The organism is Corynebacterium nasorum, from assembly GCF_022345765.1.
Taxonomy (GTDB): domain Bacteria; phylum Actinomycetota; class Actinomycetes; order Mycobacteriales; family Mycobacteriaceae; genus Corynebacterium; species Corynebacterium kefirresidentii.
Genome location: NZ_JAKRDR010000006.1, coordinates 77,898 through 103,053 on the forward strand (window position 1 = coordinate 77,898; position 25,156 = coordinate 103,053).

Genomic DNA, 25,156 nt, shown 5'->3' on the forward strand with positions numbered 1-25,156 from the left:
AGAAGGGGGCCGGTGTTGGGGGATTTCTTTGATCTGCAAGTCTTAAGAACTCTGACCGTGGGCACAAGGGTAGGGCAGCGGGGAAGTCCATTATGGGACGTCGAAAAGCGCACTGGTTTGGAAATCGTGTCGCTGCAGCGTATGCTGTTAAGTCGGTGTATAGCGTCAGTGAGGCTGGCGCGGATACGCCACCGCAGTAGACAACAAACATGCAGGTGACGGCACACTTGTCCGTCGCCAGAAAAGTAGAGGTTATGGCTAAGGAAGGCGCAATCGAGGTAGAAGGCCGCATTATCGAGCCTTTGCCCAACGCAATGTTCCGTGTCGAGCTCGACAATGGACACAAGGTTCTTGCACATATTTCTGGCAAGATGCGTCAGCACTACATTCGCATCCTCCCAGAGGACCGCGTGGTTGTAGAGCTGTCTCCTTATGACCTGACCCGTGGACGCATCGTCTACCGCTACAAGTAAAAACTGTAAGCCTCCTCACCCAAGGGTGAACCTGTAGGTTCACCCTGTCCACCTCAGGCTACGGTGGCCTGAGCCCACACTGGTAAGTAACCCAAGGATTCCCGGCACGGTCCGGGCGAAGCGTTGCATGGAGTGGGACGGATGGGGAGAAAACCGCCGTAACAACCCGAAAGGACACGCCATATGGCACGTCTAGCTGGTGTTGACCTCCCACGCAATAAGCGTATGGAGGTCGCTCTCACCTACATCTACGGCATCGGTCCAACCCGTGCCAAGGAACTGCTAGAAAAGACTGGCATTTCTCCTGACCTGCGCACTGACAACCTGGATGATGACCAGCTGTCGGCGCTCCGTGACGCAATTGAGGCTACCTGGAAGGTTGAGGGTGACCTCCGCCGTCAGGTTCAGGCTGATATCCGCCGCAAGATTGAAATCGGTAGCTACAAGGGTCTGCGCCACCGTCGTGGCCTGCCTGTACGTGGCCAGCGCACCAAGACCAATGCGCGCACTCGTAAGGGTCCGAAGAAGACGATCGCAGGAAAGAAGAAGTAATTCATGCCTCCAAAGACTCGTTCCGGCGCGCGCCGTTCCGGCCGTCGCGTCGTAAAGAAGAATGTGGCTCTCGGCCACGCATATATCAAGTCCACCTTCAATAACACCATCGTCTCGATCACCGATCAGACCGGTGCTGTTATTTCCTGGGCATCCTCCGGCCACGTTGGCTTCAAGGGTTCCCGTAAGTCCACTCCGTTCGCCGCTCAGATGGCAGCTGAGAACGCTGCACGCAAGGCAATGGATCACGGCATGAAGAAGGTTGACGTATTCGTCAAGGGTCCGGGCTCCGGCCGTGAGACCGCCATCCGTTCCCTGCAGGCCGCAGGCCTCGAGGTTTCCTCGATCACGGATGCCACCCCACAGCCGCACAACGGCTGCCGTCCGACCAAGCGCCGCAAGGTTTAAGGGAAAGGAAGAGGTAAGAAAATGGCTCGTTACACTGGCCCCGCTACCCGCGTATCCCGCCGTCTTCGCGTCGACTTGGTCGGCGGAGATATGGCATTCGAGCGCCGCCCGTACCCACCGGGACAGGCTGGCCGCAACCGCATCAAGGAATCTGAGTACCTGCTGCAGCTCCAGGAGAAGCAGAAGGCAAAGTACACCTACGGTGTGCTGGAGCGTCAGTTCCGTCGCTACTACGCAGAGGCTAACCGCCTCCCGGGCAAGACCGGCGATAACCTGGTTATCCTGCTCGAGTCCCGCCTGGACAACGTAGTTTACCGTGCAGGTCTGGCACGCACCCGCCGCCAGGCTCGCCAGCTTGTCTCCCACGGTCACTTCACCGTGAACGGCAAGAACATCAACGTTCCTTCCTACAAGGTCACCCAGTACGACATCATCGATGTCCGTGACCGCTCCAAGAAGATGGAATGGTTCGAAGATGCTCAGGACGCCCTCATCGATGCCAACGTACCGGCATGGCTGCAGGTTGTTCCTGATACCCTGCGCATCCTCGTGCACCAGCTGCCCGAGCGCGCTCAGATCGACATTCCGCTGCAGGAGCAGCTCATCGTCGAGCTTTACTCGAAGTAAACTGTTATTCCGCGAGGCCTTTAATGGCCTGGCGGAGAACCAGGAATCTTCGAACCCGAAGATTTTTACCCCTCTACCGGCGTCAAATAGCGGTCGCCGAAAAGGAGAATTGCAATGCTCATTTCCCAGCGTCCTCAACTCACCGAGGAATTCATCGACTCGTCTCGTTCCAAGTTCGTCATCGAACCGCTCGAGCCGGGCTTTGGCTACACCCTCGGTAACTCGCTGCGTCGTACCCTGCTGTCTTCCATTCCGGGTGCAGCAGTAACCTCCATCAAGATCGATGGTGTTCTCCACGAGTTCACCACCATCAACGGTGTGAAAGAAGACGTTTCTGAGATCATCTTGAACATCAAGAGCATGGTGCTTTCTTCCGACTCTGATGAGCCGGTAGTTATGTACCTGAGCAAGGAGGGCCCGGGCGATGTCACCGCGGGCGATATCCAGCCGCCGGCTGGCGTGGAGATCCACAACCCGGATCTGCACATCGCTTCCCTGAATGACACCGCCAAGCTGGACATTGAGCTCGTCGTCGAGCGCGGCCGTGGTTACGTCCCAGCCGCTCCTACCTCCGGTGAGATCGGCCGTATCCCGGTCGACCAGATTTACTCCCCGGTTCTGAAGGTCTCTTATAAGGTCGAGGCAACTCGTGTTGAGCAGCGCACCGACTTCGACAAGCTGACCATCGACGTCGAAACCAAGAACTCGATCTCCGCACGCGATGCACTGGCTTCCGCCGGTGGCACCCTGGTTGAGCTTTTCGGCCTGGCTCGCGAGCTGAACAACGCTGCCGAAGGCATCGAGATCGGACCCTCCCCGCAGGAGACCGAGTACATCGCTGCTTATGGCATGCCGATCGAGGACCTGAACTTCTCCGTCCGCTCTTATAACTGCCTGAAGCGTCAGGAGATCCACACCGTGGGCGAGCTCGCTGAATGCACCGAGTCCGACCTGCTGGATATCCGCAACTTCGGCCAGAAGTCGATCAATGAGGTAAAGATCAAGCTGGCTAACCTGGGCCTGGCTCTCAAGGACACCCCTGAGGACTTTGACCCGACCCAGCTCGAGGGCTACGACGCAGAAACCGGTGACTTCAAGGACCCGGCTGCTGAGGATTCCGAGTAAAGAACCCCGCTGACTTGCGGCAATTACCTAATTGCCGCGCGCTCAACTTTTACCGCATACGAGGAGTACACAATGCCAACCCCTAAGAAGGGTGCCCGTCTCGGCGGCTCCGCCAAGCAGCAGGCTCACATGCTGAGCAACCTGGCAGCCAGCCTGATCGAGCACGGCGCTATCAAGACCACCGATGCTAAGGCGAAGGTTCTTCGCCCGTACATCGAAAAGATCATCACCAAGGCTAAGTCCGGCACCGTTGCTGACCGCCGCGCAGTGCTGAAGCTCATCCCACGCAAGGATGTCGTTTCCTACCTGTTCGACGAGGTCGCACCGAAGTTTGAGAACCGTGAGGGTGGCTACACCCGCACCATCAAGCTGGACAACCGCACCGGTGACAATGCCCCGATGTCCCAGATCTCCCTCGTTCTTGAGGAGACCGTGACCTCCGAGGCTAACCGCGCTACCCGCGCTGCCGCTTCTAAGGCCGCCGAGGCTGAGGAAGCTAAGGCAGACGAGGCTGCAGAAACCGAGGCACCTGCTGAGGAGACCGCAGCTGAGGAGTCCGAGGAGAAGTAGTTCCCCTTCGGCCTTAGCGCTTTGCCGCCGCCTTTCCCACTTGTGGGAGGGCGGCGGCTTTTTATTTCTGGACTCTTCCGAACGGTGCACGGGGAGCTGGGCCCGGCTCTGGTCGAGGAAAGTGCCTCCGGTAGCATGAGTCCCACCATGACTGTTGCAGCATCTACCACCGCAGAAGGGCCGGCAGACGGGTTCGTGCGCCTGCGCTTGGACTTGGCCTATGACGGAACGGATTTCCACGGCTGGGCGAAGCAAAAAGGCGGTCTGCGCACCGTGCAAGGCGTGCTGGAAGAAACACTCGCGATGATTGCCCGCGCAAAGGTACCGCTAACGGTCGCCGGCCGGACGGACGCCGGGGTCCATGCGCGTGGCCAGGTTGCCCACGTGGACGTTCCCAAAGAGATGCTGGAGCAGCGCTCAGTGGCGGGGGAACCGGGGAAGCTGGTGCGTCGGTTAGCAAAGCTTTTGCCTGAAGACGTGCGGGTACATAGCTGCGAGTTTGCGCCCGCGGGCTTTGATGCGCGTTTCTCGGCGTTGCGCAGGCATTATGTATACCGGATTACTACCAGCCCGCGGGGCGCTTTGCCGACGCGTGCGCGGGATACCGCCGAGTGGATAAAGCCAGTGGATATCGATGCCATGCAGGAGGCCGCCACCGCGTTGGTAGGCCTGCATGACTTCGCGGCCTTCTGCAAAGCTAAGCCGAATGCCACGACCATTCGTGAGCTGCAAGAGTTCTCCTGGCGGGATATTTCAACGCCTGAGGAACCAGAGCTCTTCGAGGCCCGCGTGAGCGCCGATGCGTTTTGCTGGTCGATGGTTAGGTCCTTGGTGGGGTGCTGCCTGCGTGTAGGGGAGGGGCGCCGCGATGCCGACTTCGCCGCAGCGCTGCTCCACGAGACCAAACGCTCCTCCAGCATCCCCGTGGCTCCGGCGAAAGGGCTTTCTCTGGTGGCCGTAGATTACCCGGCGGCGGATCAGATGGCCGCTCGCGCCGAGGCTACTCGGGAACGGCGCAGCGCCGACTAGCTTTCCAGGTGGCGGTGGGAGCCCACCTGGGATAGCCTGTGTGCTGGGTGTACACAGACTTTTCGGGGGAAAATCATGGCACGTCCGCTGCCTACTACTAAGGCCCAAGTTTCGGGGCATAAATTTCTGCGCCGCCGCGTCGAGCACGGGCTCGTATTGGGCGATATCAGGATGATTCATGATCCTTTGGCAAGGCGGCGCAAAGCCCTGCTTTTCGGCGGAGTGGGCATAGCCTTCCTCGCGGTGGGCTCTGGCATGCTCGCATGGCTGCAACCGAGCCCGCAACCGGGCGATGCGCCCGTAGTGCGCTCGGAGCAGGGCCAGCTATTTGTGGATGTCAATGATACCTACCACCCAGTCTTTAACCTGGCGTCTGCGCGCATTATCGCTGGTCAGGCTGCCGAGGCTCAGGCGATAGGGGATGAACACCTGCACGACGCGCTTCTGGGGTCCCCGGTAGGGATCGCGGATGCCCCGGGGTACCTTGCGGCTGCCAGCGAGACTCCGCAGCAGCGCTGGGCGGCCTGTTTGGCAGGTAAAGAGGAGTACTCAGGGGCGGAAAACCCGACTAGCATCGGCGGCCACCAGGTTGCTGCACAAGAGGTCATCGTGCTTGCCGAGCCCGACCAGGAAGGCCTGGGGCCGGAGCGCGCCGCATTGGTGGAGACCGAAGGCACGCAGTGGCTTATTACTCAGGACGGCCGGGTGGCGTTGCCTGATCCCTCTAGCACCCAGGGGCGTGTGGTGCGTCGCGCGATTGGTGTGGACGACGGCACCCACGCCTGGCCCATGCCGCCTGAGCTGCTCAATGCTTTTGCGGAGTTGCCTCCGCTGAATTTTCCGGCGCAGCCGCCGGAGGTCGTAGACACAGGCCAGGGCCTATGGGCGCGCACACCCGATGGCGTCGCCGAGCTTACGCCCACGCAGGCGCAGATGCTTATTGGATTAGGCGCCAAGACGGCGACATCCACGGCCCAGGAGATTGCTGCGCTTGCCGACGTCCCCTTAAACCTCAACCTTCCCTCCACCACTTTCCGCTTTGTGAGCCCAGACGATGGTTGGATGTGTGCGAGTAATGAGGGCGGCGGGGAAGTGGTACCTGCCCAAGCGGGTACCGTAGCCTTGGCTGGTGAGACGGTGGCGCAGCGCTTTGGTGGTCTCAACGGCGGAGGCGTAGGAGTAGATAGCGGTCATGGCTACCACGTGGTTGCACCGACGGGTCAGCGGCACGAGGTCAAGGATAAAGAGACCTTAGAGGCGCTGGGCACTGGTGTAGGCGCGCGGGTGCCCTGGGAGATTCTGCGTTTGCTGCCGGAAGGCTCGGCGCTTAGCCGGGAGCAGGCGCTGCAGGTCAGCTCTTAGACCACAGCCCGCGCCACGTTGCCCACGCGGCTAGCGCCAACGCCAACCCGCCGAGTGCCCATGCACTGTGCATAGGTGCGCGTGATGTGCTCTTTTCGGCGGGGCGGATAGCCATTGCTCGGGTATCTCCGAGCGTGGATGATTCCACGTGGGTGAGCACCGTGAGCGGGTCGACGAATCCGTGTCCCGGCTCCGCGGCGTCTTCTAAGCGTTTACGCAGGGCGGCCGGGCTGTCATCGGGGAAACGCTGCGCCAGTAGGGCTGCCGTGCCGCTGACTACCGGCGCGGCAAAGGAGGTGCCGTGAAATTGTGACGTGCCGTCCGTACCCTCTTTGCCGTCGGCCCATCCGCCGGCGGGATTGAGCGCGAGTGGTACAAATCCTTGCGCGGCCAGTTGTGGGCCATCCGCCGAAGTCAGAGAGTAGTCAGCGAGCTCGTGCGAATCCGCTTGGGCGCTTACTGAGAGCACTGTGGGCGAATCCGCTGGAAATACTCGGTCACCCATCTCGCAGCTACCGGAAGAAGCGTTGCCGGATGCGGCAATTACCACGGATCCAGATTCTTCCGCATGTGCTAAAGCACCGTCCAACCGGGAAGTATCCACCTGGGCGGCCACATCCGGCGGGACGCAAGAAACAACGGAGATATTGATGATGCGGGCGCCGGCATCGGCGGCGTCATCAATCGCTTGGGCCAAGGTATCTAGCGAGCCGGTGGTATTGTCTTCTCGCTCTTGGCGATAATGCGCGCTGGTTTGGCGCACAGCGTAGATTTCCGCCCGTGGCGCGATACCGATATCGTGGCCGGCGATGATACCGGCTACGACGGTGCCGTGCAGGTCGCAGTCGCGGTGCGGCTCCGGTTCCTCCGGCGCGATAAGGTCCGCGCCACCGCTGAGGTGCCGCAGCTGATCGTGGGTAGCCACGCCGGTATCGATAACGGCAACCTTTACGCCCTCCCCGGTGGCAAAGGAGTGCAGACGGGCGCGGTAGTTGAGCTGATCCTCGCTAGGTTGGGGCGAAAGCGGTGAGGAATGCGCGATTGCGCATTCGCGGTCCGGTTCACGCGCGGTCGCATCGGGAGCGGTTACTAATGCCGCAGCACCTAAGGTAACGGGAAGTATTGCCACAGCTACGCAAGCAAGAAGCGCCGGGCTTATCCACAATGTAGTAGGTAGACTGCGCATCATCCGATACCCCTGATGAGCATGAAAACGCCGGTTAGGTGGGCGGCGAGTGGCAAGCTGGCGGCAATAGCTAGGGATTCGATGCGCTCAAACCAAGCGATGGTGGTGGGCTCTAGCCCCGCCACCTTGGACGCCCACAGCGGGGCGCTAATCATAGCGATGAGAACGAGACCGGAAATCAAGGCCGGTGCCCAAGCATGTGCAAGCCCGGAATCTACTATCGCGTGGGTGGCACAGAGACAAGTAGCCAGGCACGCGGCAATTGCCAAAACCATGAGTGCCCAACTGGCTAGCGCACGACCGTGCCGGGAGGCGTGCATCATTACGGCACCCGCGGAAGTAACACAGAGTGCTTGGACGAAGCCCGCGCCGGAGCCCTCTGTTCCAAAAAGCACCGAAATGTACTCGGTGAGAGAATCAGGCGCGCCATGGGTCGGTGATAGAGCCGGACCACTGCCTGTAAACGAGAGAGCGATGAGCGCCGGAATAAGACAGAGTGACAGGCCGCAGCACATTCCCTCGTAGGCGCTGCTGGCGCGGCACGCGCGGCTATCGACATCCGGCTGGCTAGCATCGGATACCGCAAGATCTTGGCCGGCCGTGGGCAGCTGCGGAACCTTGAGGCCAGCAGTAGCAATGCTCAATGCAGGGGCAGTGGCCAGCATAATAATGCCGGCGATGATGACACAGGCAGCGGCCGCCGTACCGTGGCTGGCGTGTAGCCCTGCCCTTGGTCCGGGCAGCAGATACCCCAATGCTGCGATGAAGATGAGAGCCGAGACAGTGAGTGCCGCAGAGCTGGTGCGAACCGTGCTTAACCCGGTGACGTGGCAAGCAAGTAGCACGATGAGCAGGGTGAAACAGGCGGTAAATGCGGCAAACGGCGCCTCATCCAGCGAGGGCGAAATTATCACCCAGCCGCACGCCATGCTGGCCACCAAGCTAAGGTGCACCAGCGACAGGACACGGATCCACAGGGCGAGCAAAAGCGCTCCTGCGGCCAGCGCCGCCCACGCCGCAAGGGGAAGGGTGCTAACCCAGAGCAAAGCGAAGGCGGCAAGTAGCCCTCCCCACGCCCAAACAACAGGAAGGGCAGCGGTAGTATCCTCCTCGGCCGCGGCGGCAAGCGATTCTGCTGCATCTCGAATCACCGGCGCAGGGCGGCGCTCGCGCGGACTAATAACCAGGATGGCGCCTTCGGTAAGTGGAGTGGCGGCCAGCGGGGCGGTGAGATCGATAGCGCGGCCAGAAACAGTACTGGCGCGCCAGGGCTCGGAAATCGTGGGCGCATCCACTAAGTCCGTGATTTCAGCCAAAAGCTCGCCCACGCTGGAACTCAACGGTAGTGCCACGTCCGCCTCTTTGTGGAATGTACCGGCGTGAATGCGGATGGTAAGGCGCAGGTGGTGCGCTGTAGCAGTAGTCATTATTCCCCCGAAAGTCAATGGATTGTGGGCGTCCCCCTTGCCCAATGCCACATATTGTGGCTTACTAGTGGCGACGTGTCCACCGCAGCGCGAGGAATCTTGGCAGGGGGCTAAGGGCGCTGGCGCGTGGCTCGGGGGAGGTTACCTAAGCATGCTTGGGATCGGGGATACCCGTGTAATTGAGCCGTTGACCATGCCATTGCGGGATGCTGCACCGCCGCTGCCCACCGGGAGCATTGAGGCCGAGGAGGTCCCAGAGGCAGTACGCCCACAACCGGTACCGCTGGTGCGGCTGCTCCTTCCGGTGGTGATGATTGCGGCGATGCTTGGCATGGTCGCCCTTATGGTGCTTGGTGCGGGAGATTCCCGGCAGATAAGCCCGATGGCCTTGATGTTTCCGCTGATGATGCTGGCGAGCATGGCGATGATGTTTGGGCCCAATAACAGCGGGCAGGATCCTGATGAAACCCGACGCACCTACCTGCGCCACATCAAAGCCTTACGGGAAAAGGCCCTATGCAACGCTTCTGCGCAGCGCGCACATGAGAACTATCGCCACCCCGCACCGGAAGAGCTTAGCGCGCTGATAGGCTCGCGTCGCATGTGGGAGCGCGGCCCCGATGACTCAGACGCCCTCGAGGTACGCGTAGGAACTGGGCCTACCACGCTGTGCACTCCCATCAACGTGCCGGATTCTGGAGCCACCGAGGACTTAGACCCAGTGTGCGCAGTGAGCATGCGCCAGACCATCAAAGCGGTGGGTACCGTGCCCGATATGCCGGTGGTTATTCAATTGCAGGCTTTTCGCTTTCTTTCTGTTTCCGGTACGGCGTCGACGCGAGGTGAAGAGCCTGCGGATCCCGCCCGCGATATGGTGCGCGCTATGGTCCTCCAGATGGCATTGGCGCATGGCCCAGAAGCTTGCGGCATCGAGGCTCGTGGTGGGCCGTGGGAATGGCTAAAGTGGCTGCCCCACGCTCGCACGCCGGAGAAGGCACGCTTTCGCATCCTCATTGTCGATGGCGTGCTGACTACGGGCACCGAGGATTTTTTCCACGATGATTCTTACACCACCATCATCGAGGTCGCAGGGGCGCCGTCCTCGGCGCTGGGGGTACGTGCCGAGCACGAAGGCCTAAGCCTGGTGGCAGGGGAGCACTTGCAGGTAGTCACCGCAGCCGGGGTGGAAGAACTAGGGGCTCCCGATGGAATGAGCGTGGCCGCTGCGACATTGCTTGCGCGCAGCATGGCTTCCTTTCGCCGGCCCGATAGCACCTCTGGCCGCCATGGAAGTGACCTCATGGGCCTTTTAGGCTATCGCGACGTGGAAGAACTAGCGGCCAGCGGCATGTGGCATGGCCGAGAAGGCTCGGCGCGCCTCATGGTGCCCATCGGCATCGATACGGTCGGCCAACCCGTCACGGTGGATCTTAAGGAATCTGCCCACGGTGGCATGGGCCCGCATGGCCTGTGCATCGGCGCGACCGGCAGCGGCAATAAGGAATGTGGGTTTGGGGTACGATAGGGCGTATGACAGCGACTACAGCACAGCGTGCGGCGATTTACGCACGTATTTCGTTGGATAAGCAGGAAGAAGCCGGTGTGAAGCGGCAAATTCACCTCGCCACTAAGCACGCTGAGGCTGACGAGGCTAAGGTGGTCGCCACCTACGTGGACAACAACATCTCCGCCTTCTCTGGCGACCCTCGCCCTGATTACAACAAGCTTATTCACGCCATCGAGAACCGCGAGATTGACGTTGTTTACGTCTACGCACTCGACAGGCTGACCCGTCGCACCAAAGACACACTGGCGCTCTTTGAGTTGTGCGAGAAGCACAACGTCACCGTCAAAGCGAACCGTGGCTACAACATTGACCCTTCAGACCCTGCATCGCGGCTCACTATCGTGATTCTTGGTCTGATTGCTGAGCAGGAGTCTATTGATCGTGCTGCACGTATTCGAGCTGCCTACGAAGACCGGGCTCGGACAGGGCGGCCTAAGACAGGCGGGCGGCGTATGTTCGGCTACGAGGCTGACGCTGAGACCATCATCGACGAAGAGGCCAAGGCTATTCTCGACGCCGCCGCGATGGTCATTGCTGGAAAGACTCTGCGCGAAACCGTGCGCGAGGTCTTTCATGCACGCAGTCTTACTGCGACTTCAGGCAGGCCTATGTCGGCGCCAACGCTGCGAGACATTTTACTCAATCCACGCGTGCGCGGCTTGAGTACGTTCAACCCAACTGACCCGGATACGGGGAAACGTCTTGTTAAAGATCGCAAAATCATTGGTAAAGGCAACTGGTCTGCGATTATCGACGAGGTTACAGGTGAAAAGCTCGATGCAATCTTGCGCGACCCGTCGCGGCGGCTCTCACATAGCGGTAACGCACCGCGCTATTTTCTCGCTTCTGTCCTGACCTGCACCTGCGGAGAACCGATGTATTCGCGTAGTCGGAAGAACAAGGATGGTAAACCTCGTCGTTTCTATACCTGCAAGCGCTCTGAGCCGGGCGGTACCCATGTCTCTATCGGTGCTGAGGTTGATGATCTTATCGAAGCTGTCATTCTTAAACGTATGGAGCAACCTGACGCCGTGGATGCGTTGCGTAAGGCCTTGGCGCCAGAGAACAACACCCTTACCGAACGACTCCTAGAACTTTCAGGACGGCGAAACGCGTTGTTGGCCAAGCGTGAGCAGATTGAAAATTCTGCTATCGATGAAGAGATTGACATGCCAACATTCGTGCGAATGTCAAAGAAAATTGAAGCTCAGATTGCAGGTCTTGATGGAAAAATGCGTGAATTAACGACCAGTCATGCTGCTGACCCCCTTGCTGTAGAACTTGCTGACGTGCCGGACTTTGCCGAGTGGTGGGGCGGTGCCTCTGTTGAGGATAAGCGACGGCTGACTCGGCTGCTAATGGAAATTCACATCCTGCCTGGCAAGCCTGGCGCTAAGAAATTCGACCCGCACCGCGTGAAGATCACCTGGCTACAGTAGCTGTCTGTGAAGCGCTTCTACGAGGGAGTGCTGCGAGAGCTAGCAACCAATCTGTCCATGTTCCTCGGGGGCGGCACCGCTCAACCGTAGCGTTTTGGGAAAAATTAGACACAACTCTCGCAGCCTCGCATGTCGAGCGCTGGAAAGAATATCTTAACTGTCCGAGATCGTTAATTTTTAATTGGGTTACACCCAAATAGACTCAGGAATAGTGTTAGTAGATACGTGCAGAGGTACCACATTGAGGGTCGACCTTTACACGTGAAGAAGGGTTCTTGGAGCTGTGGTGGGTCATCTCGTTGAACACTCCGTGTGCCAATATCGCCTGTATGATCGATCTTCTAAGAAGCGATAGGAGCCCTAGAATGGCACATATTAGCGTCCATGCATTTGGAATCGGCATGATCTTTCGCGTTCCCGATGACGCCGATATGAGTGGATTTAGCCTCGGAAGCTTCAAGAGCGAAAAGATGTACAGGGTCAGCTTGATGAGTACTTACGTAATCAGGGATATGACCCCAGCGAGTCCTACAAGTGGTGAGCGACGCACAAACAGGAACGAATGAATTTTCACTGTAGCGAATATTCTATGGGGTCATCCTTTTTCATGGACACCCACTGCAGGCGCACTGGCTAAATTTGAAGAATGTCTTCTGCAAATAACCTTCCCGTTGCTAACCCTACTCTGACCCGCGCGCTCTGCAAGGCACTCGTAGCCGGATGGGAGGGAATCTCAGCTACGGAGATGCATAACGCTTTCGCCGCGGCTGGTATCACGATGATCAAGGATTTTGTCTCCAAGACTGATATCGCCTACCACGCATTGATGAACGAGCAACAATTCGCTCAGTCGAGTGGGCCACTGGCACGTTTTGTCTCGGAGGCTCTAGCTCCAGCTCGGTTTTTGAAGGAGCCCCAGAAGCGTCAACGGATCATCTCCGACGTCGACACAATCCTTCGCACCTATAAGTTCAGCGTCACCGACGAGGGACACATTGTCCCTGCACTTGAAGGCGTCATCGGCGCCGACGCCCTGACCAGGCGGTTAAAAGAGAAGCTTGTCTTGCGTGGCACTCATGCAGAGGCACTGAGATTTTGTGAAGAAGAACTGATCAATCAGTCGATGTTCCATGCCGTAACCGAGGCGACGAAGTCACTGATAGAACGTATCCGGCCCGCAGAATGCGCGCTTGACGGAGAGAAGCTCACTCAGTACGTGTTCGGTACACGCAATAACCCTGGGCCACGATTCATAAACGATTTCTCCAGCCCGGCAGATGAGGCGGAGCATTTCGGATTCATCCATCTACTCAACGGAATCTACGGACATCTTCGTAACGATCATGCCCATCGTGCACGTCTGAGATCGGAAGAAAAGGAACAAGATTTCCTCGACGCCATGGCGATGATTTCCTATGCACACCGGGTCATCGACAGGAGCTGGCTGAAGGGTCAAGCCTAAGCTGCGGATGGTCGAATTACCGCTACCCCTGAGGCAATATGCATGGGCGACAACCCTCCTCTAGATTGGCAGTATGGTAAAACTCTTGCAAGTCGATGGTAAATCCTCGATGGTATGCGAACAGACGAGCATGATTGAACAAGGCCTGGGTGAGGTCACCGATCTTGAGGCGTGGATCGTTCACCACCCCGAGGTAATCGACCCGAAGATGAAGATCGTCACGACCCAGTTCAACCGCTGGGCTTCCGAAGAAGGCTCGGCCTTGGAACGCCCCGATATTGTCGGGTTGTCAGATTCCGGTGAGCTGGTCGTCATTGAGCTCAAGCGAGTCAAGGACAAAACGGTACATCTCCAGGCCTTGACTTACGCTGCGTTAGCATCGAGTTTCACCCTTGACGTCCTCGCCCAAGAGCATGCTGCCTGGTACAACAAGCAGTTCCAACCCACCGATCGGATGACAGAAGTCCAGGCGAAGGAGGAGTTGGAAAGCTTCCTGGAGGTCGATGACGAATTTGATGAAGAGTTGGCTTTCGCGCTCCCTAAAATCATGCTGGTGGCTCCGGAGTTTCCGGCTCAGGTCTTGACCACCGTGCAGTGGCTCAATGAGGTCGCCCCGGATCTGACGATCGAGTGTCACCAGTATCATCTTTTCACTGTGCCTACTGGAGAAACTGTTGCAAATCTAGTTGTCAGCTTCAACCGTGCATTCCCAGTAGAAGACATCAGTCAGCTTCGTCTTCGGGCCCAGTCACCCCGGGTGACCGCCGCGAAGGAACAACAGAAGACAAGACGCCGTCGATCAGTGTCGAGGATTCTAGACCATGATCTGATTCCTCACGGAGCCTCACTTGATTTTGATCCTTCTGGCCAGGTCAATCAAGAAAGTGTGTCCACTTTAAAGGCATGGCTGAACCAGGATCCTGCTCGGCAGAAATTCACGTGGAATTCGCACTCACAAAAGCCATTTAAGTGGGGCGTTGAACCGGAACAAGAATGGACAGCAACTAGGCTCAGTAACGAGTTGTTTAAACGGGCAGGAGTACCTAGGGGGAACTTTGCCGCCACCACCGCATGGTTCTATCAGGGCGAAAACCTTGCCTTGGTGGCAGAGCGAGCCTCATCCGACCTGGAGATATAGGGCGTCCTCAGGTGCCTCATGTTCCCAGAACTAAGGCGCGCGATCATGTGACTAACAGAAATACGTCCGACGTACACATAGTCTGTGAAATGGAGCCGGGCTACATAGACAACGGTTCCTCACCCCTAACCTGAGGACCTGTTGTTACGAACTCTAGCCTTGTACTAGGGGCTGTTGTATTTTTTGGGTATACCTTTCTTTTACCTAGTTATTACTCCGGTTGCGGGCGCCCTGTAAGGCGGTATGGTTTTGAGTGTCCGCAACGCGCTTCCCCCGGCGCATAGTCGGACGGAAGGAAAATAAAAAAGCCACAATCCCTGAACTGCTCCCCATTAGTTGGACTGAGAAAATCAGTTACCGACTAGTGGGGGGGTAGTTTTCATTGAGAGCTCGAAGTTCGCTGAGTGAGCATCAGCGCGAGCAGTTGGTTGAACTTTTTGAGCAAGGCATGGGCTTTAAGGCTGCTGCCACTGCTCTTGATGTCTCCAAATACGCCGTCCGTATGCTCTATCGTCGGTTTACGCTGCATGGCAGGCTATGTCTCGTGGAGAAACCGACTAAGCAGCAGTATTCGTTCGAAATCAAGAAGGAAGTTGTCCAACGCCACCTTGCTGGTGAGACAGCGATGGATCTCGCGCGTGAATTTGGCCTGTCATCAGAGCAGCTAGTCAGCCAGTGGTCGTGGAAATGGCGTAAAGGTGGCGATGACGCGTTAAAACCGAAGCCGAAAGGCAGGCCTAAAGGTTTGGCCGCGCCGAAGCTGCTCACGGAGGAGGACAAGCTGCGTCGCCAGATCGCACGGTTGGAAGCGGAAAACGCTTACTTAAAAAAATTGCGAGACTTGAGGAATCAGGGACGCGCCTGAAAGTCCAGGCGATTGTCATCCTCAAGTCACAGCATCGTCTGCAATACCTTTTGGATGCGGCAGGCATGCCGAGATCGACGTTCTTCTACCACCAGAAACGACTCAGCGAGCCGGACAAGCACGCTGCGCTCAAAGACGCGATCCGGGAAAGCTTCGAACGTAACAAGCATCGCTACGGCTACAGGCGAGTGCTACTTGACCTGCGCAACCAGGGGTGGGTGGTCAACCACAAGCTCGTCTACAAACTCATGTGCGAGTTGGGGCTTCGAGCCAAGGTCCGCCAGCGCAGGCCATATGTTTCCTACAACGGGACGATCAGCCACATTGCCGAGAACACACTTGACCGCAAGTTCACCCCAGATAAGCCAAACACCGTCTTTGTCAGCGACGTCACCGAGCTCAGGATCGCAGGCCGCAAAGTCTACCTGTCACCGGTGATGGATCTGTTCGACCGTTCAATCGTTGCCCACACCGTGGCTACATCACCGTCGACAGCCTTTACCGCCGATGCTTTAACTCAGACGATTAAAATGTGTGCGCCTGAGACTGGGTGGATGATGCACACCGATCAAGGTTTCCAGTACCAGCATTCGTCCTGGCGCAACCTCATTCATGACAACGGCGGTGTTCAGTCGATGTCGCGTAAAGCTAACTGCTACGACAACGCGGTCATGGAGAACTTCTTCGGCCACTTGAAAACCGAGATGTACCACGGAGAAGTCTTCGACACCGTCGCAGAGTTCAACCAGGCGATCGACGACTACATCCAGTGGTACAACACCGAACGCATCCAACAACGACTCAAGGGCCTGACCCCGATGCAATATCGAAATCAGACCCTTGAAGTCCTAACCACCTAGAGTTAAACCAGTCCAACTTTCGGGGGCCAGTTCATTGTGCTACCGTTTCCCTCAGCCCGAAAGGGTGCCACAACAGATCCTTTAAGGACCGCGCACTGACGCGGAGAAGGAGCAGAATAATGAGAGAACTCATGGACGCTGCGGATATCAACCGCACGCTCGACCGCATTTCGCACCAGATCATTGAAAAGACCGCGGACGCTGACCGCGTTGTCCTCCTGGGAATCCCCTCCGGCGGCGTTCCCTTGGCGAAGCGCCTCGCCACCAAGATCGAGCAGTACGGGGGAAAGACGATCCCCTCCGGCTCTCTTGACACCACACTTTACCGTGATGACCTGCGCGGACGCCCGCACCGCGCGCTGCAGCCCACCTCCATCCCCGACGAGGGGATCGACGGCGCCACCGTTGTGCTGGTGGACGACGTGCTGTACTCCGGCCGCACCATCCGCGCCGCGCTCGACAGCCTGCGCGACCTGGGCCGCCCCGCGCGCATCCAGCTGGCGGTCCTGATGGACCGCGGCCACCGCGAGCTGCCAATTCGGGCGGACTACGTGGGCAAGAACCTGCCCACCTCCACCGAAGAAAAGGTCGCTGTGCTGCTGGAAGAGATTGACGGCAGCGACTCGGTCATCCTCACTCGAAAGGAAGCGTAAGAAGCGTGAAGCACCTCCTGAGCATTTCTGACCTGTCCAAGGACGAGATCGTCGCCCTAATGGACACCGCCGACCGCTTCCGCGAGTCGCTCGAGGGCCGCTCTGTGCCCCAGCTGCCCACGCTGCGCGGCCGCATGGTGTTCAACCTCTTCTACGAGAACTCCACGCGCACCCGCTCCTCCTTCGAGGCCGCGGGCAAGGCACTGTCGGCCAACATGATGAACATCGCCGCCTCCACCTCCTCGGTAAAGAAGGGCGAGTCCCTGCGGGACACGGGTCTGACGCTGAAGGCGCTGGGCGCCGACGCGATCATCATCCGCCACCCGCTCTCCGGCGCGCCCCAGCACCTGGCCGAGGTTGTCGCCCCGGGCGGCAAGGGCCCGAGCGTGATCAACGCCGGCGACGGCCGCCACCAGCACCCCACCCAGGCCCTGCTGGACGCGGTGACCATGCGCTCGCGCATCGGGGACGTGGCCGGCAAGAAGGTTGTCATCTGCGGCGACTGCCTGCACTCGCGCGTGGTGCGCTCCAACGTGGACCTGTTGTCCACCCTCGGCGCGGAGGTGGTGCTCGTGGCGCCGCCGACCCTGTTGCCGGTGGGCGTGGAGAACTGGCCGGTGCGCACCTCCGCCGACTTCGACGCGGAACTGCCCGACGCGGACGTGGTGATGATGCTGCGCGTGCAGGCCGAGCGCATGCTGGGCGGCTTCTTCCCGTCCAACCACGAGTACTCCGCGCTCTTCGGCATGAACGAGGAGCGCTCCGCCGCGATGAAGCCCGGCGCGATTGTCATGCACCCCGGCCCGATGCTGCGCGGCATGGAGATGGACTACGTGGTGCCGGACCAGGACAAGTCCACCGTGCTGCAGCAGGTGACCACCGGCGTGCACGCCCGCATGGCCGTGCTCTACACCCTTCTTGCCAACGAGGATCTGGCCTAACCGGGCCGCGAAAGGACGACTTTTATGACTTCCCTGCTCATCACCAACGTCCGCCCCTACGGCGAGGGCGAGCCGGTTAACGTGCTGGTGGAAAACGGCGTGATCGCCTCCGTCAACGCGGGCGCGGACGCCCAGGCGGATTCCACGCTCGACGGCAAGGGCGCCGTGCTCCTGCCGGGCCTGGTGGACATGCACGTGCACCTGCGCGAGCCCGGCGGCGAAGACGCCGAGACCATCGAGACCGGCTCCCGCGCCGCCGCGCGCGGCGGGTTCACTGCCGTGTTCGCCATGGCGAACACCACCCCGGTGAACGATTCCCCGGTGATCTCCGAGGCCATCTGGCACAAGGGCCAGCAGGTGGGCCTGTGCGACGTGCACCCGGTGGGCGCCGTTACCAAGGGCCTAGAGGGCGAGACGCTCACCGAGTTCGGCCTCATGGCCCGCTCCGAGGCCAAGGTGCGCATGTTCTCCGACGACGGCAAGTGCGTTGACAACCCGCGCGTCATGCGCCGCGCCATCGAGTACGCCCGCGGTACCGACGTGTTGCTGGCCCAGCACTGCGAGGAGCCGCGCCTGACCGAGGGGGCCAGCGCCCACGAGGGCGAGAACGCTGGCCGCCTCGGCCTGGGCGGCTGGCCACGCGTCGCCGAGGAGTCCATCGTGGCCCGCGACATCCTGCTTGCCCGCGACTACCACGGCCGCGTCCACTTCTGCCACGCCTCCACCGCCGGCTCCGTCGAGCTGATCGCATGGGGCAAGCAGCAGGGCGCGGACATCACCGCCGAGGTGACCCCGCACCACCTCCTGCTCTCCGACGACCTGCTGGACACCTACGACGGCACCTACCGCGTAAACCCGCCGCTGCGCGAGGAGACCGATGTGGAGGCGTTGCGCAGGGCGCTTCTCGACGGCACCGTGGACGTCGTCGCCACCGACCACGCACCCCACACCCCCGAGGACAAGGCATGCGAGTTCGAGCTCGCCCGCCCCGGCATGCTGGGCCTGGAGACCTCCCTGGCCATCATCGCCGAGATCTTTGTCAAGGGCGGCCTCGCCGACTGGCGCTGGGTGGCCAAGGTCATGTCCGAGCGTCCCGCCGAGATCACCCGCCTCGCCGACCAGGGCCGGCCCATCGCCGAGGGCGAGCCGGCCAACCTGACCCTGGTCAACGAGGACGACACGTGGGCGGTGGACGAGGCCGGCTTCGCCTCCAAGTCCAGCAACACGCCGTACCGCGGCCACACCTTTAGCACCCGCGTCGCCGCGACGGTGTTGCGGGGCGAGGTGACGTTCGCTGGGGATCGTCGATAAGCAAACAGTGATAATTCTCATACGCGTTGGGCATAGAACAAGCAGCCGCCCCGGCGTTACCATTGACAGTGGACGGAATTCCCACTGTCCTCTACCCAACGCGAAAAGGAGTTTCCAATGCCTGTCAGCCTTAGCGGCCGCAACTTCACCAAGCTACTAGACTTCACCCCCGATGAAATCCGCTACCTGATCAAGCTCTCCAAAGAGTTCAAGAATCTGAAGCTCACCGGCACCCCGCACCACTACCTTGAGGGCAAGAACATCGTCCTGCTCTTTGAGAAGACCTCCACCCGCACCCGCTGCGCCTTCGAGGTCGCCGGCATGGACCTGGGCATGGGCGTGACCTACCTGGACCCGGGCTCCTCGCAGATGGGCAAGAAGGAATCCATCGAGGACACCGCCCGCGTGCTCGGCCGGATGTACGACGGCATCGAGTACCGCGGCTTCGCCCAGGAGATCGTCGAGGACCTGGCCGCCAACGCCGGCGTGCCGGTGTGGAACGGCCTGACCACGGAGTTCCACCCCACCCAGATGATCGCGGACATGCTCACGGTGGAGGAGAACTTCCCGCAGGGCCTCAAGGGCCTCAAGTTCGTGTTCATGGGCGACGCCCAGAACAACGTGGCCAACTCGCTCATGGTCGTCTGCGCCAAGCTGGGCCTGGACTTCGTCGCCTGCGGCCCGCAGGAGCAGATGCCCGAGGCCGAGCTGGTGGAGCAGTGCAAGGAGATTGCCGCTGAGAACGGCGGCTCCGTTACCCTGACCGAGGACGTGGACGCGGCCGCCACCGGCGCGCACGTGATCTACACCGACATCTGGGTGTCCATGGGCGAGCCCGACGACATCTGGGAGTCCCGCATCAAGCTCCTCGAGCCCTACCGCGTGACCAAGGACGTCATGGCCAAGGCCGCCGACGACGCCATCTTCATGCACTGCCTGCCCTCCTTCCACGACACGAAGACCACCATCGGCGCCGACATCGCCGAGAAGTTCGGCGTGTCCGAGATGGAGGTCTCCGACGAGGTCTTCGAGTCCGCGCAGTCCAAGGTTTTCGACGAGGCCGAGAACCGCATGCACACCATCAAGTCCGTCATGTACGCCACCCTCAGCTAGGAGAATCAGAATCGACATGGGACACCGTTTGGTTGTCGCCCTCGGCGGGAACGCCTTGGGCAACTCGCCCCAGGAGCAGCTCGAGCTGATCCAGGGCACCGCCACCGCGCTGGTCGACCTCATCGAAGGCGGCCACGAGGTGATCATCACCCACGGCAACGGCCCCCAGGTGGGCATGATCAAGGTTGCCACCGACAATTCGGCCGAGAAGGTCGGCGGCACGCCGGAGATCCCGTTCCCCGAGTGCTCCGCCATGAGCCAGGGCTACATCGGCTACCACCTGCAGCAGGCGCTGGAAAACGAGCTCCACAAGCGGGACATTGCCAAGCCCGTGGCGTCGCTGATCACCCAGACACTAGTTCAGGCCGATGACCCGGCCTTCAACAACCCGAACAAACCCGTCGGCTCCTTCTACTCCGAGGAGGACGCGAAGCGCCTCATGGAGGAGACCGGCGAGACGTACGTGGAGGACTCCGGCCGCGGCTGGCGCTGGGTTGTGGCATCGCCGCAGCCGACGGAGATCGTCGAGGGCGAGGCCATCACCTCGCTCGTCAACGCAGGCGCAGTGGTTATCTCCACCGGCGGCGGCGGCATCCCCGTTGTCCGCCGCGACGGCGGCGGCTTCGAGGGCGTGCCCGCCGTGATTGACAAGGACCGCTCCGCCGCGATCATGGCTGACCAAGTTGGCGCGAGCCACCTGATCATCCTCACGGCCGTGGCGAACGTGGCAGTCAACTTCAACACGTCCGAGCAGCGCGACCTGACCGAGATCGCCGTCGACGAGGCCAAGCAGCACATGGCGGACGGCCAGTTCGCCCCCGGCTCCATGCTGCCCAAGGTGGAGGCGTGCGTCTCCTACGTCGAGGGCGGCGCCGGGCGGACCGCCATCATCACCTCGCTGGAGAATGCCGGCGAGGCCCTGAACGGCACCGTGGGCACCTCCATCAAGAGCTAAGCCCGCCGCCCAATCGCGGGGCGCGGAACTTGGAAAGGTTCCGCGCCCCGTTTTTCGTGGCCAAATAGTTGGCGCGCACCAACTTGTCCGCAATGCGGAGGTTTGAGGCGCGGAGGGGGTGTTCCTATATAGGTTGTCAACCTCGAGGGTGGAGAAATCGGGGGCGGATTCTCTCTGCGGGGTTGTTTGGTTGTGTGGTTTTCGGGCATGCCTGCTAGCCGACTGGGTTTTCCCAGTCGGCTGTTTCGTTCTTGGTGTTTAGGCTGCGATTCCTTCCTGTTGTAAGGCGGGATCGCGGTAGCACTGGTGGTTGCGCATCATGGCGTAGAGGACGTTGAGTCGTCTGCGGGCTAGTGCTACTACTGCTGCGTTGTGGCTCTTGCCATCACGGCGCTTTCGTTCATAAAATTGCCGGGAACGCTCGTGGAATCTGATGGATGCAAAAGATGATTGCCATAGGGCGTTCTTTAATTTTTTATTGCCGGCACGGTTCAGTGAGTTCGACATGATCGAGGTTCCGGACTGATTCGTTCGGGGCGATAAACCAGCGTAAGAGACCAAGTGCCCAGCTGACGGAAAGTCGGACATATCGCCAGCGGTCATGAGAATTTGTGCTGCCGTCTTTGGTCCGATTCCTGGCATGGATAGCAGGATTTGAGTGTGGGGGATGTCGTTGATGAGCTCGATGACTTCCTGCTCGATTTGTTTGCGATGTTCGAGTTTTAAGAGTGCGTCTTTCGCCGACATTGCTATGCCCATTTCGGCATAGTGTGCACCTGCAATGGTGACTGTTTGCTCAGAGATAGCAGCGAATATGGCATCGAGGACAGATTCGGGATTGCGTGCCTTATATCGTCGAGCAAAGGCAGCTGCCTTGGCTTTTCCGAGGCGTTTTATCTTGGTCGGTCCGCCGTAGCGTGCAAGTAGGTGCAGAACCCACTTGCGGTGGATTATCTGACCGCGAAGGGCCTGTTCGAATTGCGGGTAGCAGCCTACTAGTGCACTTCGAATCTGATTGATAAGCCTGGTGTAGGACCGCGCTAAGTCTTCGTCGATAACGTTGAGGACCTTCAATTGGAGGAAAGCTTCTTCGACACGGTCGACGCTGCGGAGGGACTCCGGAAGGTTCTTTGCAGCGTGGGCAATGATATAGGCGTCCCGGATATCAGTTTTGGCATTGCCAGCGTGGATGCGTGAGATTTGACGCATAGCCAAACCGGGAAGGTAGCGCACGTCGATTCCGATATCCTGGGCAACCGCGACAGTTAGTCGACCAATGTTATTTGGCTGGTCCACGACGACAAGGATCCTGTGGTCGTGTGCGCTGAACGTTGAAAACAGCGTGCGCAAGGATTTTTCGTTTTGGTTGATGCGCTTAGATAGCACCTGGGTGCCGTCGATGTCTAAGACGCAAGCGTGGTGAAAGTATTTGCCGACGTCCATGCCGATGACATAGTCGTAGGTCATGCTAGACCTCCTAGCGAATTGAATGAGTATGGGACTTATTTCATCGCTGGTGGTCGGACATACTTCACGCTGGCATCCACATTACTTTGAGACCTCGCACATTCTGTGCGGGTCAGGTTCCTATTAGCAGTCTGGAGTATGTCGCTGCCTTCGGCGGCATCACCCCCCGGATCATTTTCAGACAGGGACGAAAACAAGCCATACCGAAGCCAGCGACTAGTTCCACTGCCCCAAGGCAGAAGGAACGCAGATAAACATAGCCTGCCCCAGCATGGGGCTAGGAGTACGAATCCTGAGTTCCTTCAAGCGGAACTGCCAACAACGTAATAGGCAAAAACACGCACGTTATAGGCGCCGTTTCCGCTGATAGAAAGCCTGTGGGAAGCATTTTTATAATGCCAACGAGCGGGAGCTGGGCTACCACGAGCTCGAGATTGCGCTGACCGCGTACGGCGAGACCGGCGGGGAGGACGTCGAGAAGCAACCCGGGTACTACCGGCGGCGTTAAAGATCGGGGAGATCGCGTACAACGGCGTCGACGAGCTACTGGGCGGCGGAGGCGGCGTGCGCTCCGCGGCAGACGGTATCCGGGTACGGTCTGCCGATCGGCCGGAAGCTGGTGCAGGCGCTGACGGGCATCGTTCACATCGCCCGCGCCACCCCGAAAACCACCCTGGCCACGCCTACTTGCCCAACAACATCGGCGTGCCGAGCGCCGGGGTGCACGCACGCGCGCTTCATCGAGGTCCACCACGTTAAGGAATGGGAAAACGGGGCCACACAGATCTGGAGGATCTGCTGCCCCTGTGTTCCGCGTGCCATTCACTGGTGACGGACGGCTACCTGCGCATCGTTCGGGAGGCGTCGCACCTCCACTTCATCTACGGCGACGGTAGCCGGTACGTCTCCGTGAACCACTCCTTGCCCCGCCGAGGGCGGGGGGAGGGCGCCGGCCCTAGCTGTAGATGAGCACCTGCGCGACAAGCATCGCGCCGCCGAAGACGAACATGAACACCACCATCGGCCAGACGAACTTCAACCAGTGGGAGTACTTGATATGCAGCATCTGCAGCGTGGCCATAACCAGGCCGGTCGGGGCGATGAAGAGCATCGCGTACTGGCCCCAGTTGTAGGCGGACACGGCGATGAAGCGGGGGATGCCCACGGAGTCCGCGAGCGGGGCTATGATCGGCATCGCCAGCACGGCGAGGCCGGAGGACGAGGGCACCACGAAGCCGAGGAAGAAGAACACCACCATCAGCATCAGGATGAACACGGGGCCGTGCATGCCGGAGACGAGGCGGGTGGCGGCGTCGAGCATGGTGTCGGAGATCATGCCCTCGTTGAGGACCAAGTTGATGCCGCGGGCGAGGCCGATGATCAGGGCCACGCCCACCATCTCGGAAGCGCCCTGCGAGAAGGCCTCAACTACCTCGCCCTCGCTGAGCTTGTGCTTGCCAAACAGCGACAGGATCATGATGATGATCGTGATGATGAGGAAGGACGCTGCCATGGTGGGGAACCACCAGCCCTGGCTCATCACGCCCCACACCATGATGGGGAAGGCCGCGGCGAAGAGGATCAGGATGACCTTCTGCTTCAGGTCGAACGACCGGATGTCCTCCTCCGCGGTGTCGAGCTGCCACTGCGCGTTGAACTTCTCGCGGTCCTCGTAGGCGATGGAGGCCGAGGGGTCCTTCTTAATCTTCTTGGCGTACCAGTACAGGTAGGTAATCACCACGATCGCGCCCACCACCGCGCCGGCGGCACGCCAGCCGATACCCTCGGTGAACTTAATGCCCGCGGAGTTGGAGGCGATGATGACCGAGAACGGGTTGATGGTGGAGAATGCCGAGCCGATGGAGCCGGCGAGGAACACCGAGCCAACCACAACGATCGCGTCGAAGCCGAGCGAGATGAAGATGGGGGCGAGGATGGGGTAAAACGCCACCGCCTCCTCCTCGAGGCCGCAGAAGGAGCCGCCCATCACCATGAGGATCGACACCGCGGCGACGAGAATGAACTCGCGGCCCTTCGTCTTCTTGGTCAGCGCGAACAAGCCGGATTCGAACGCCCCGGTTGCGCGCACTACGCCGATGAGGCCGCCGAGCACCAGGATGAACACGATGATGTCCACGCCCTCGATGGTGCCGTGCACCATGCTGAGCGGGATGTCCATAAAGCCGGCGTGGTGCGGGTCAACGTGCTCGTAGGTGCCGGGGATGGAGACGGGTTTGGTGATGTCCCCGCCGGTGAAGCTGTCGATGTTGATCGGCACGCCCAGCTGGTCCAGGGTTTCCTGGGTGGCGGGCATGTCGCTGGTTTCGCCGCTCGGCGCGGTGACGACGAGGTCGCTGGCGCCCTCGTTGTACTCCACCTTGGAGTAGGAGCCGGCTGACACCCACCAGGTACAGAGCACCGCGATGACGGTGAGGAAAAAGAGAATGGTGAAGGCCGACGGGAACTCGAACTTCTTCTTCTTCTTCTTCTCAGGGGCCTGTTGTTGGGGAGCTGCCGTGGTCACGGTGTTAGTCCTTCCCTGGCTAGGTGCCCGGGGCGAATGTCCCAGGCGAGTGGTCGGTACAGGAATAAGTGTAAACCCGCCACCATGCGCCACAGGCACCGC

Annotated in this window: 21 protein-coding genes and 1 pseudogene; 18 read left to right on the plus strand and 4 right to left on the minus strand. The window is 59.9% G+C overall.

Annotated features, from left to right (window positions below; genetic code table 11):
* Window positions 1-254 precede the first annotated feature (254 nt).
* From infA to eccB, 8 genes are all read left to right on the plus strand, one after another.
* Window positions 255-473: a translation initiation factor IF-1 gene (gene infA, locus MHK04_RS06295; protein ID WP_004566852.1), complete on the plus strand. Its 219-nt coding sequence runs from the start codon at window positions 255-257 to the stop codon at window positions 471-473.
* A 183-nt stretch (window positions 474-656) separates the two neighbouring features.
* Complete coding sequence (gene rpsM, locus MHK04_RS06300; RefSeq protein WP_005322765.1) at window positions 657-1,025, plus strand: 30S ribosomal protein S13; 369 nt, start codon at window positions 657-659, stop codon at window positions 1,023-1,025.
* A gap of 3 nt (window positions 1,026-1,028) precedes the next feature.
* On the plus strand, window positions 1,029-1,433 hold the full coding sequence (gene rpsK / locus MHK04_RS06305) for a 30S ribosomal protein S11 (protein WP_005322764.1): 405 nt from the start codon (window positions 1,029-1,031) through the stop codon (window positions 1,431-1,433).
* Between the two features lie 21 nt (window positions 1,434-1,454).
* Window positions 1,455-2,060 (plus strand): 30S ribosomal protein S4, encoded by a 606-nt coding sequence (rpsD, locus tag MHK04_RS06310; protein WP_005322762.1) that lies wholly within the window; start codon window positions 1,455-1,457, stop codon window positions 2,058-2,060.
* 114 nt (window positions 2,061-2,174) lie between these two features.
* Window positions 2,175-3,185, plus strand: a complete 1,011-nt coding sequence (locus tag MHK04_RS06315) for a DNA-directed RNA polymerase subunit alpha (RefSeq protein WP_005322760.1) — start codon at window positions 2,175-2,177, stop codon at window positions 3,183-3,185.
* 72 nt (window positions 3,186-3,257) lie between these two features.
* The gene (rplQ, locus tag MHK04_RS06320) at window positions 3,258-3,755 is read left to right on the plus strand and encodes a 50S ribosomal protein L17 (RefSeq protein WP_023020595.1); all 498 of its coding nucleotides are present in this window, start codon (window positions 3,258-3,260) and stop codon (window positions 3,753-3,755) included.
* A 147-nt stretch (window positions 3,756-3,902) separates the two neighbouring features.
* On the plus strand, window positions 3,903-4,784 hold the full coding sequence (gene truA / locus MHK04_RS06325; protein ID WP_408922461.1) for a tRNA pseudouridine(38-40) synthase TruA: 882 nt from the start codon (window positions 3,903-3,905) through the stop codon (window positions 4,782-4,784).
* 75 nt (window positions 4,785-4,859) lie between these two features.
* The gene (eccB, locus tag MHK04_RS06330; RefSeq protein ID WP_239208134.1) at window positions 4,860-6,146 is read left to right on the plus strand and encodes a type VII secretion protein EccB; all 1,287 of its coding nucleotides are present in this window, start codon (window positions 4,860-4,862) and stop codon (window positions 6,144-6,146) included.
* Here eccB and MHK04_RS06335 read toward each other — a convergent pair.
* Both MHK04_RS06335 and eccD read right to left on the minus strand, forming a co-directional pair.
* Window positions 6,136-7,335 (minus strand): S8 family serine peptidase, encoded by a 1,200-nt coding sequence (locus MHK04_RS06335; protein ID WP_239208133.1) that lies wholly within the window; start codon window positions 7,333-7,335, stop codon window positions 6,136-6,138. The genes eccB and MHK04_RS06335 overlap by 11 nt on opposite strands.
* Window positions 7,332-8,759 carry a type VII secretion integral membrane protein EccD gene (gene eccD / locus MHK04_RS06340; RefSeq protein WP_023020599.1) on the minus strand — a complete coding sequence of 476 codons (1,428 nt, stop codon included), beginning with the start codon at window positions 8,757-8,759 and terminating at the stop codon, window positions 7,332-7,334. The genes MHK04_RS06335 and eccD overlap by 4 nt, the downstream gene beginning before the upstream one ends.
* A 151-nt stretch (window positions 8,760-8,910) precedes the next feature.
* Here eccD and MHK04_RS06345 point away from each other — a divergent pair, with 151 nt between their 5' ends.
* The 10 genes and pseudogenes from MHK04_RS06345 to arcC all read left to right on the plus strand — a co-directional run bounded on the left by MHK04_RS06345 (window position 8,911) and on the right by arcC (window position 21,063).
* Complete coding sequence (locus tag MHK04_RS06345; protein ID WP_239208132.1) at window positions 8,911-10,284, plus strand: cell division protein FtsK; 1,374 nt, start codon at window positions 8,911-8,913, stop codon at window positions 10,282-10,284.
* Window positions 10,263-11,765, plus strand: coding sequence for a recombinase family protein (locus MHK04_RS06350; RefSeq protein ID WP_375545487.1), 1,503 nt, complete (start codon window positions 10,263-10,265; stop codon window positions 11,763-11,765). Before MHK04_RS06345 ends, MHK04_RS06350 begins: the two co-directional genes overlap by 22 nt.
* 646 nt (window positions 11,766-12,411) lie before the next feature.
* Window positions 12,412-13,227, plus strand: coding sequence for a TIGR02391 family protein (locus MHK04_RS06355; protein WP_239208130.1), 816 nt, complete (start codon window positions 12,412-12,414; stop codon window positions 13,225-13,227).
* A gap of 73 nt (window positions 13,228-13,300) precedes the next feature.
* Complete coding sequence (locus tag MHK04_RS06360) at window positions 13,301-14,365, plus strand: PDDEXK family nuclease (protein WP_239208129.1); 1,065 nt, start codon at window positions 13,301-13,303, stop codon at window positions 14,363-14,365.
* Window positions 14,366-14,793: 428 nt separating this feature from the next.
* Window positions 14,794-16,090: pseudogene (locus tag MHK04_RS06365) on the plus strand (IS3 family transposase).
* 95 nt (window positions 16,091-16,185) lie between these two features.
* Window positions 16,186-16,743, plus strand: coding sequence for a bifunctional pyr operon transcriptional regulator/uracil phosphoribosyltransferase PyrR (gene pyrR, locus MHK04_RS06370; RefSeq protein WP_239208176.1), 558 nt, complete (start codon window positions 16,186-16,188; stop codon window positions 16,741-16,743).
* A 5-nt stretch (window positions 16,744-16,748) separates the two neighbouring features.
* Window positions 16,749-17,684 carry an aspartate carbamoyltransferase catalytic subunit gene (locus tag MHK04_RS06375; protein WP_239208128.1) on the plus strand — a complete coding sequence of 312 codons (936 nt, stop codon included), beginning with the start codon at window positions 16,749-16,751 and terminating at the stop codon, window positions 17,682-17,684.
* Between the two features lie 24 nt (window positions 17,685-17,708).
* Window positions 17,709-18,995, plus strand: coding sequence for a dihydroorotase (locus MHK04_RS06380; RefSeq protein ID WP_239208127.1), 1,287 nt, complete (start codon window positions 17,709-17,711; stop codon window positions 18,993-18,995).
* Window positions 18,996-19,112: 117 nt separating this feature from the next.
* Window positions 19,113-20,108 carry an ornithine carbamoyltransferase gene (argF, locus tag MHK04_RS06385; protein WP_239208126.1) on the plus strand — a complete coding sequence of 332 codons (996 nt, stop codon included), beginning with the start codon at window positions 19,113-19,115 and terminating at the stop codon, window positions 20,106-20,108.
* A gap of 16 nt (window positions 20,109-20,124) precedes the next feature.
* On the plus strand, window positions 20,125-21,063 hold the full coding sequence (arcC, locus tag MHK04_RS06390) for a carbamate kinase (protein WP_239208125.1): 939 nt from the start codon (window positions 20,125-20,127) through the stop codon (window positions 21,061-21,063).
* Window positions 21,064-21,321: 258 nt separating this feature from the next.
* Here arcC and MHK04_RS06395 read toward each other — a convergent pair whose 3' ends face one another.
* Together MHK04_RS06395 and MHK04_RS06400 are read right to left on the minus strand one after the other, a co-directional pair.
* The gene (locus MHK04_RS06395) at window positions 21,322-22,530 is read right to left on the minus strand and encodes an IS110 family RNA-guided transposase (protein ID WP_239208124.1); all 1,209 of its coding nucleotides are present in this window, start codon (window positions 22,528-22,530) and stop codon (window positions 21,322-21,324) included.
* A 955-nt stretch (window positions 22,531-23,485) separates the two neighbouring features.
* Window positions 23,486-25,054, minus strand: a complete 1,569-nt coding sequence (locus tag MHK04_RS06400; protein WP_239208123.1) for a YfcC family protein — start codon at window positions 25,052-25,054, stop codon at window positions 23,486-23,488.
* Window positions 25,055-25,156: the final 102 nt, after the last annotated feature.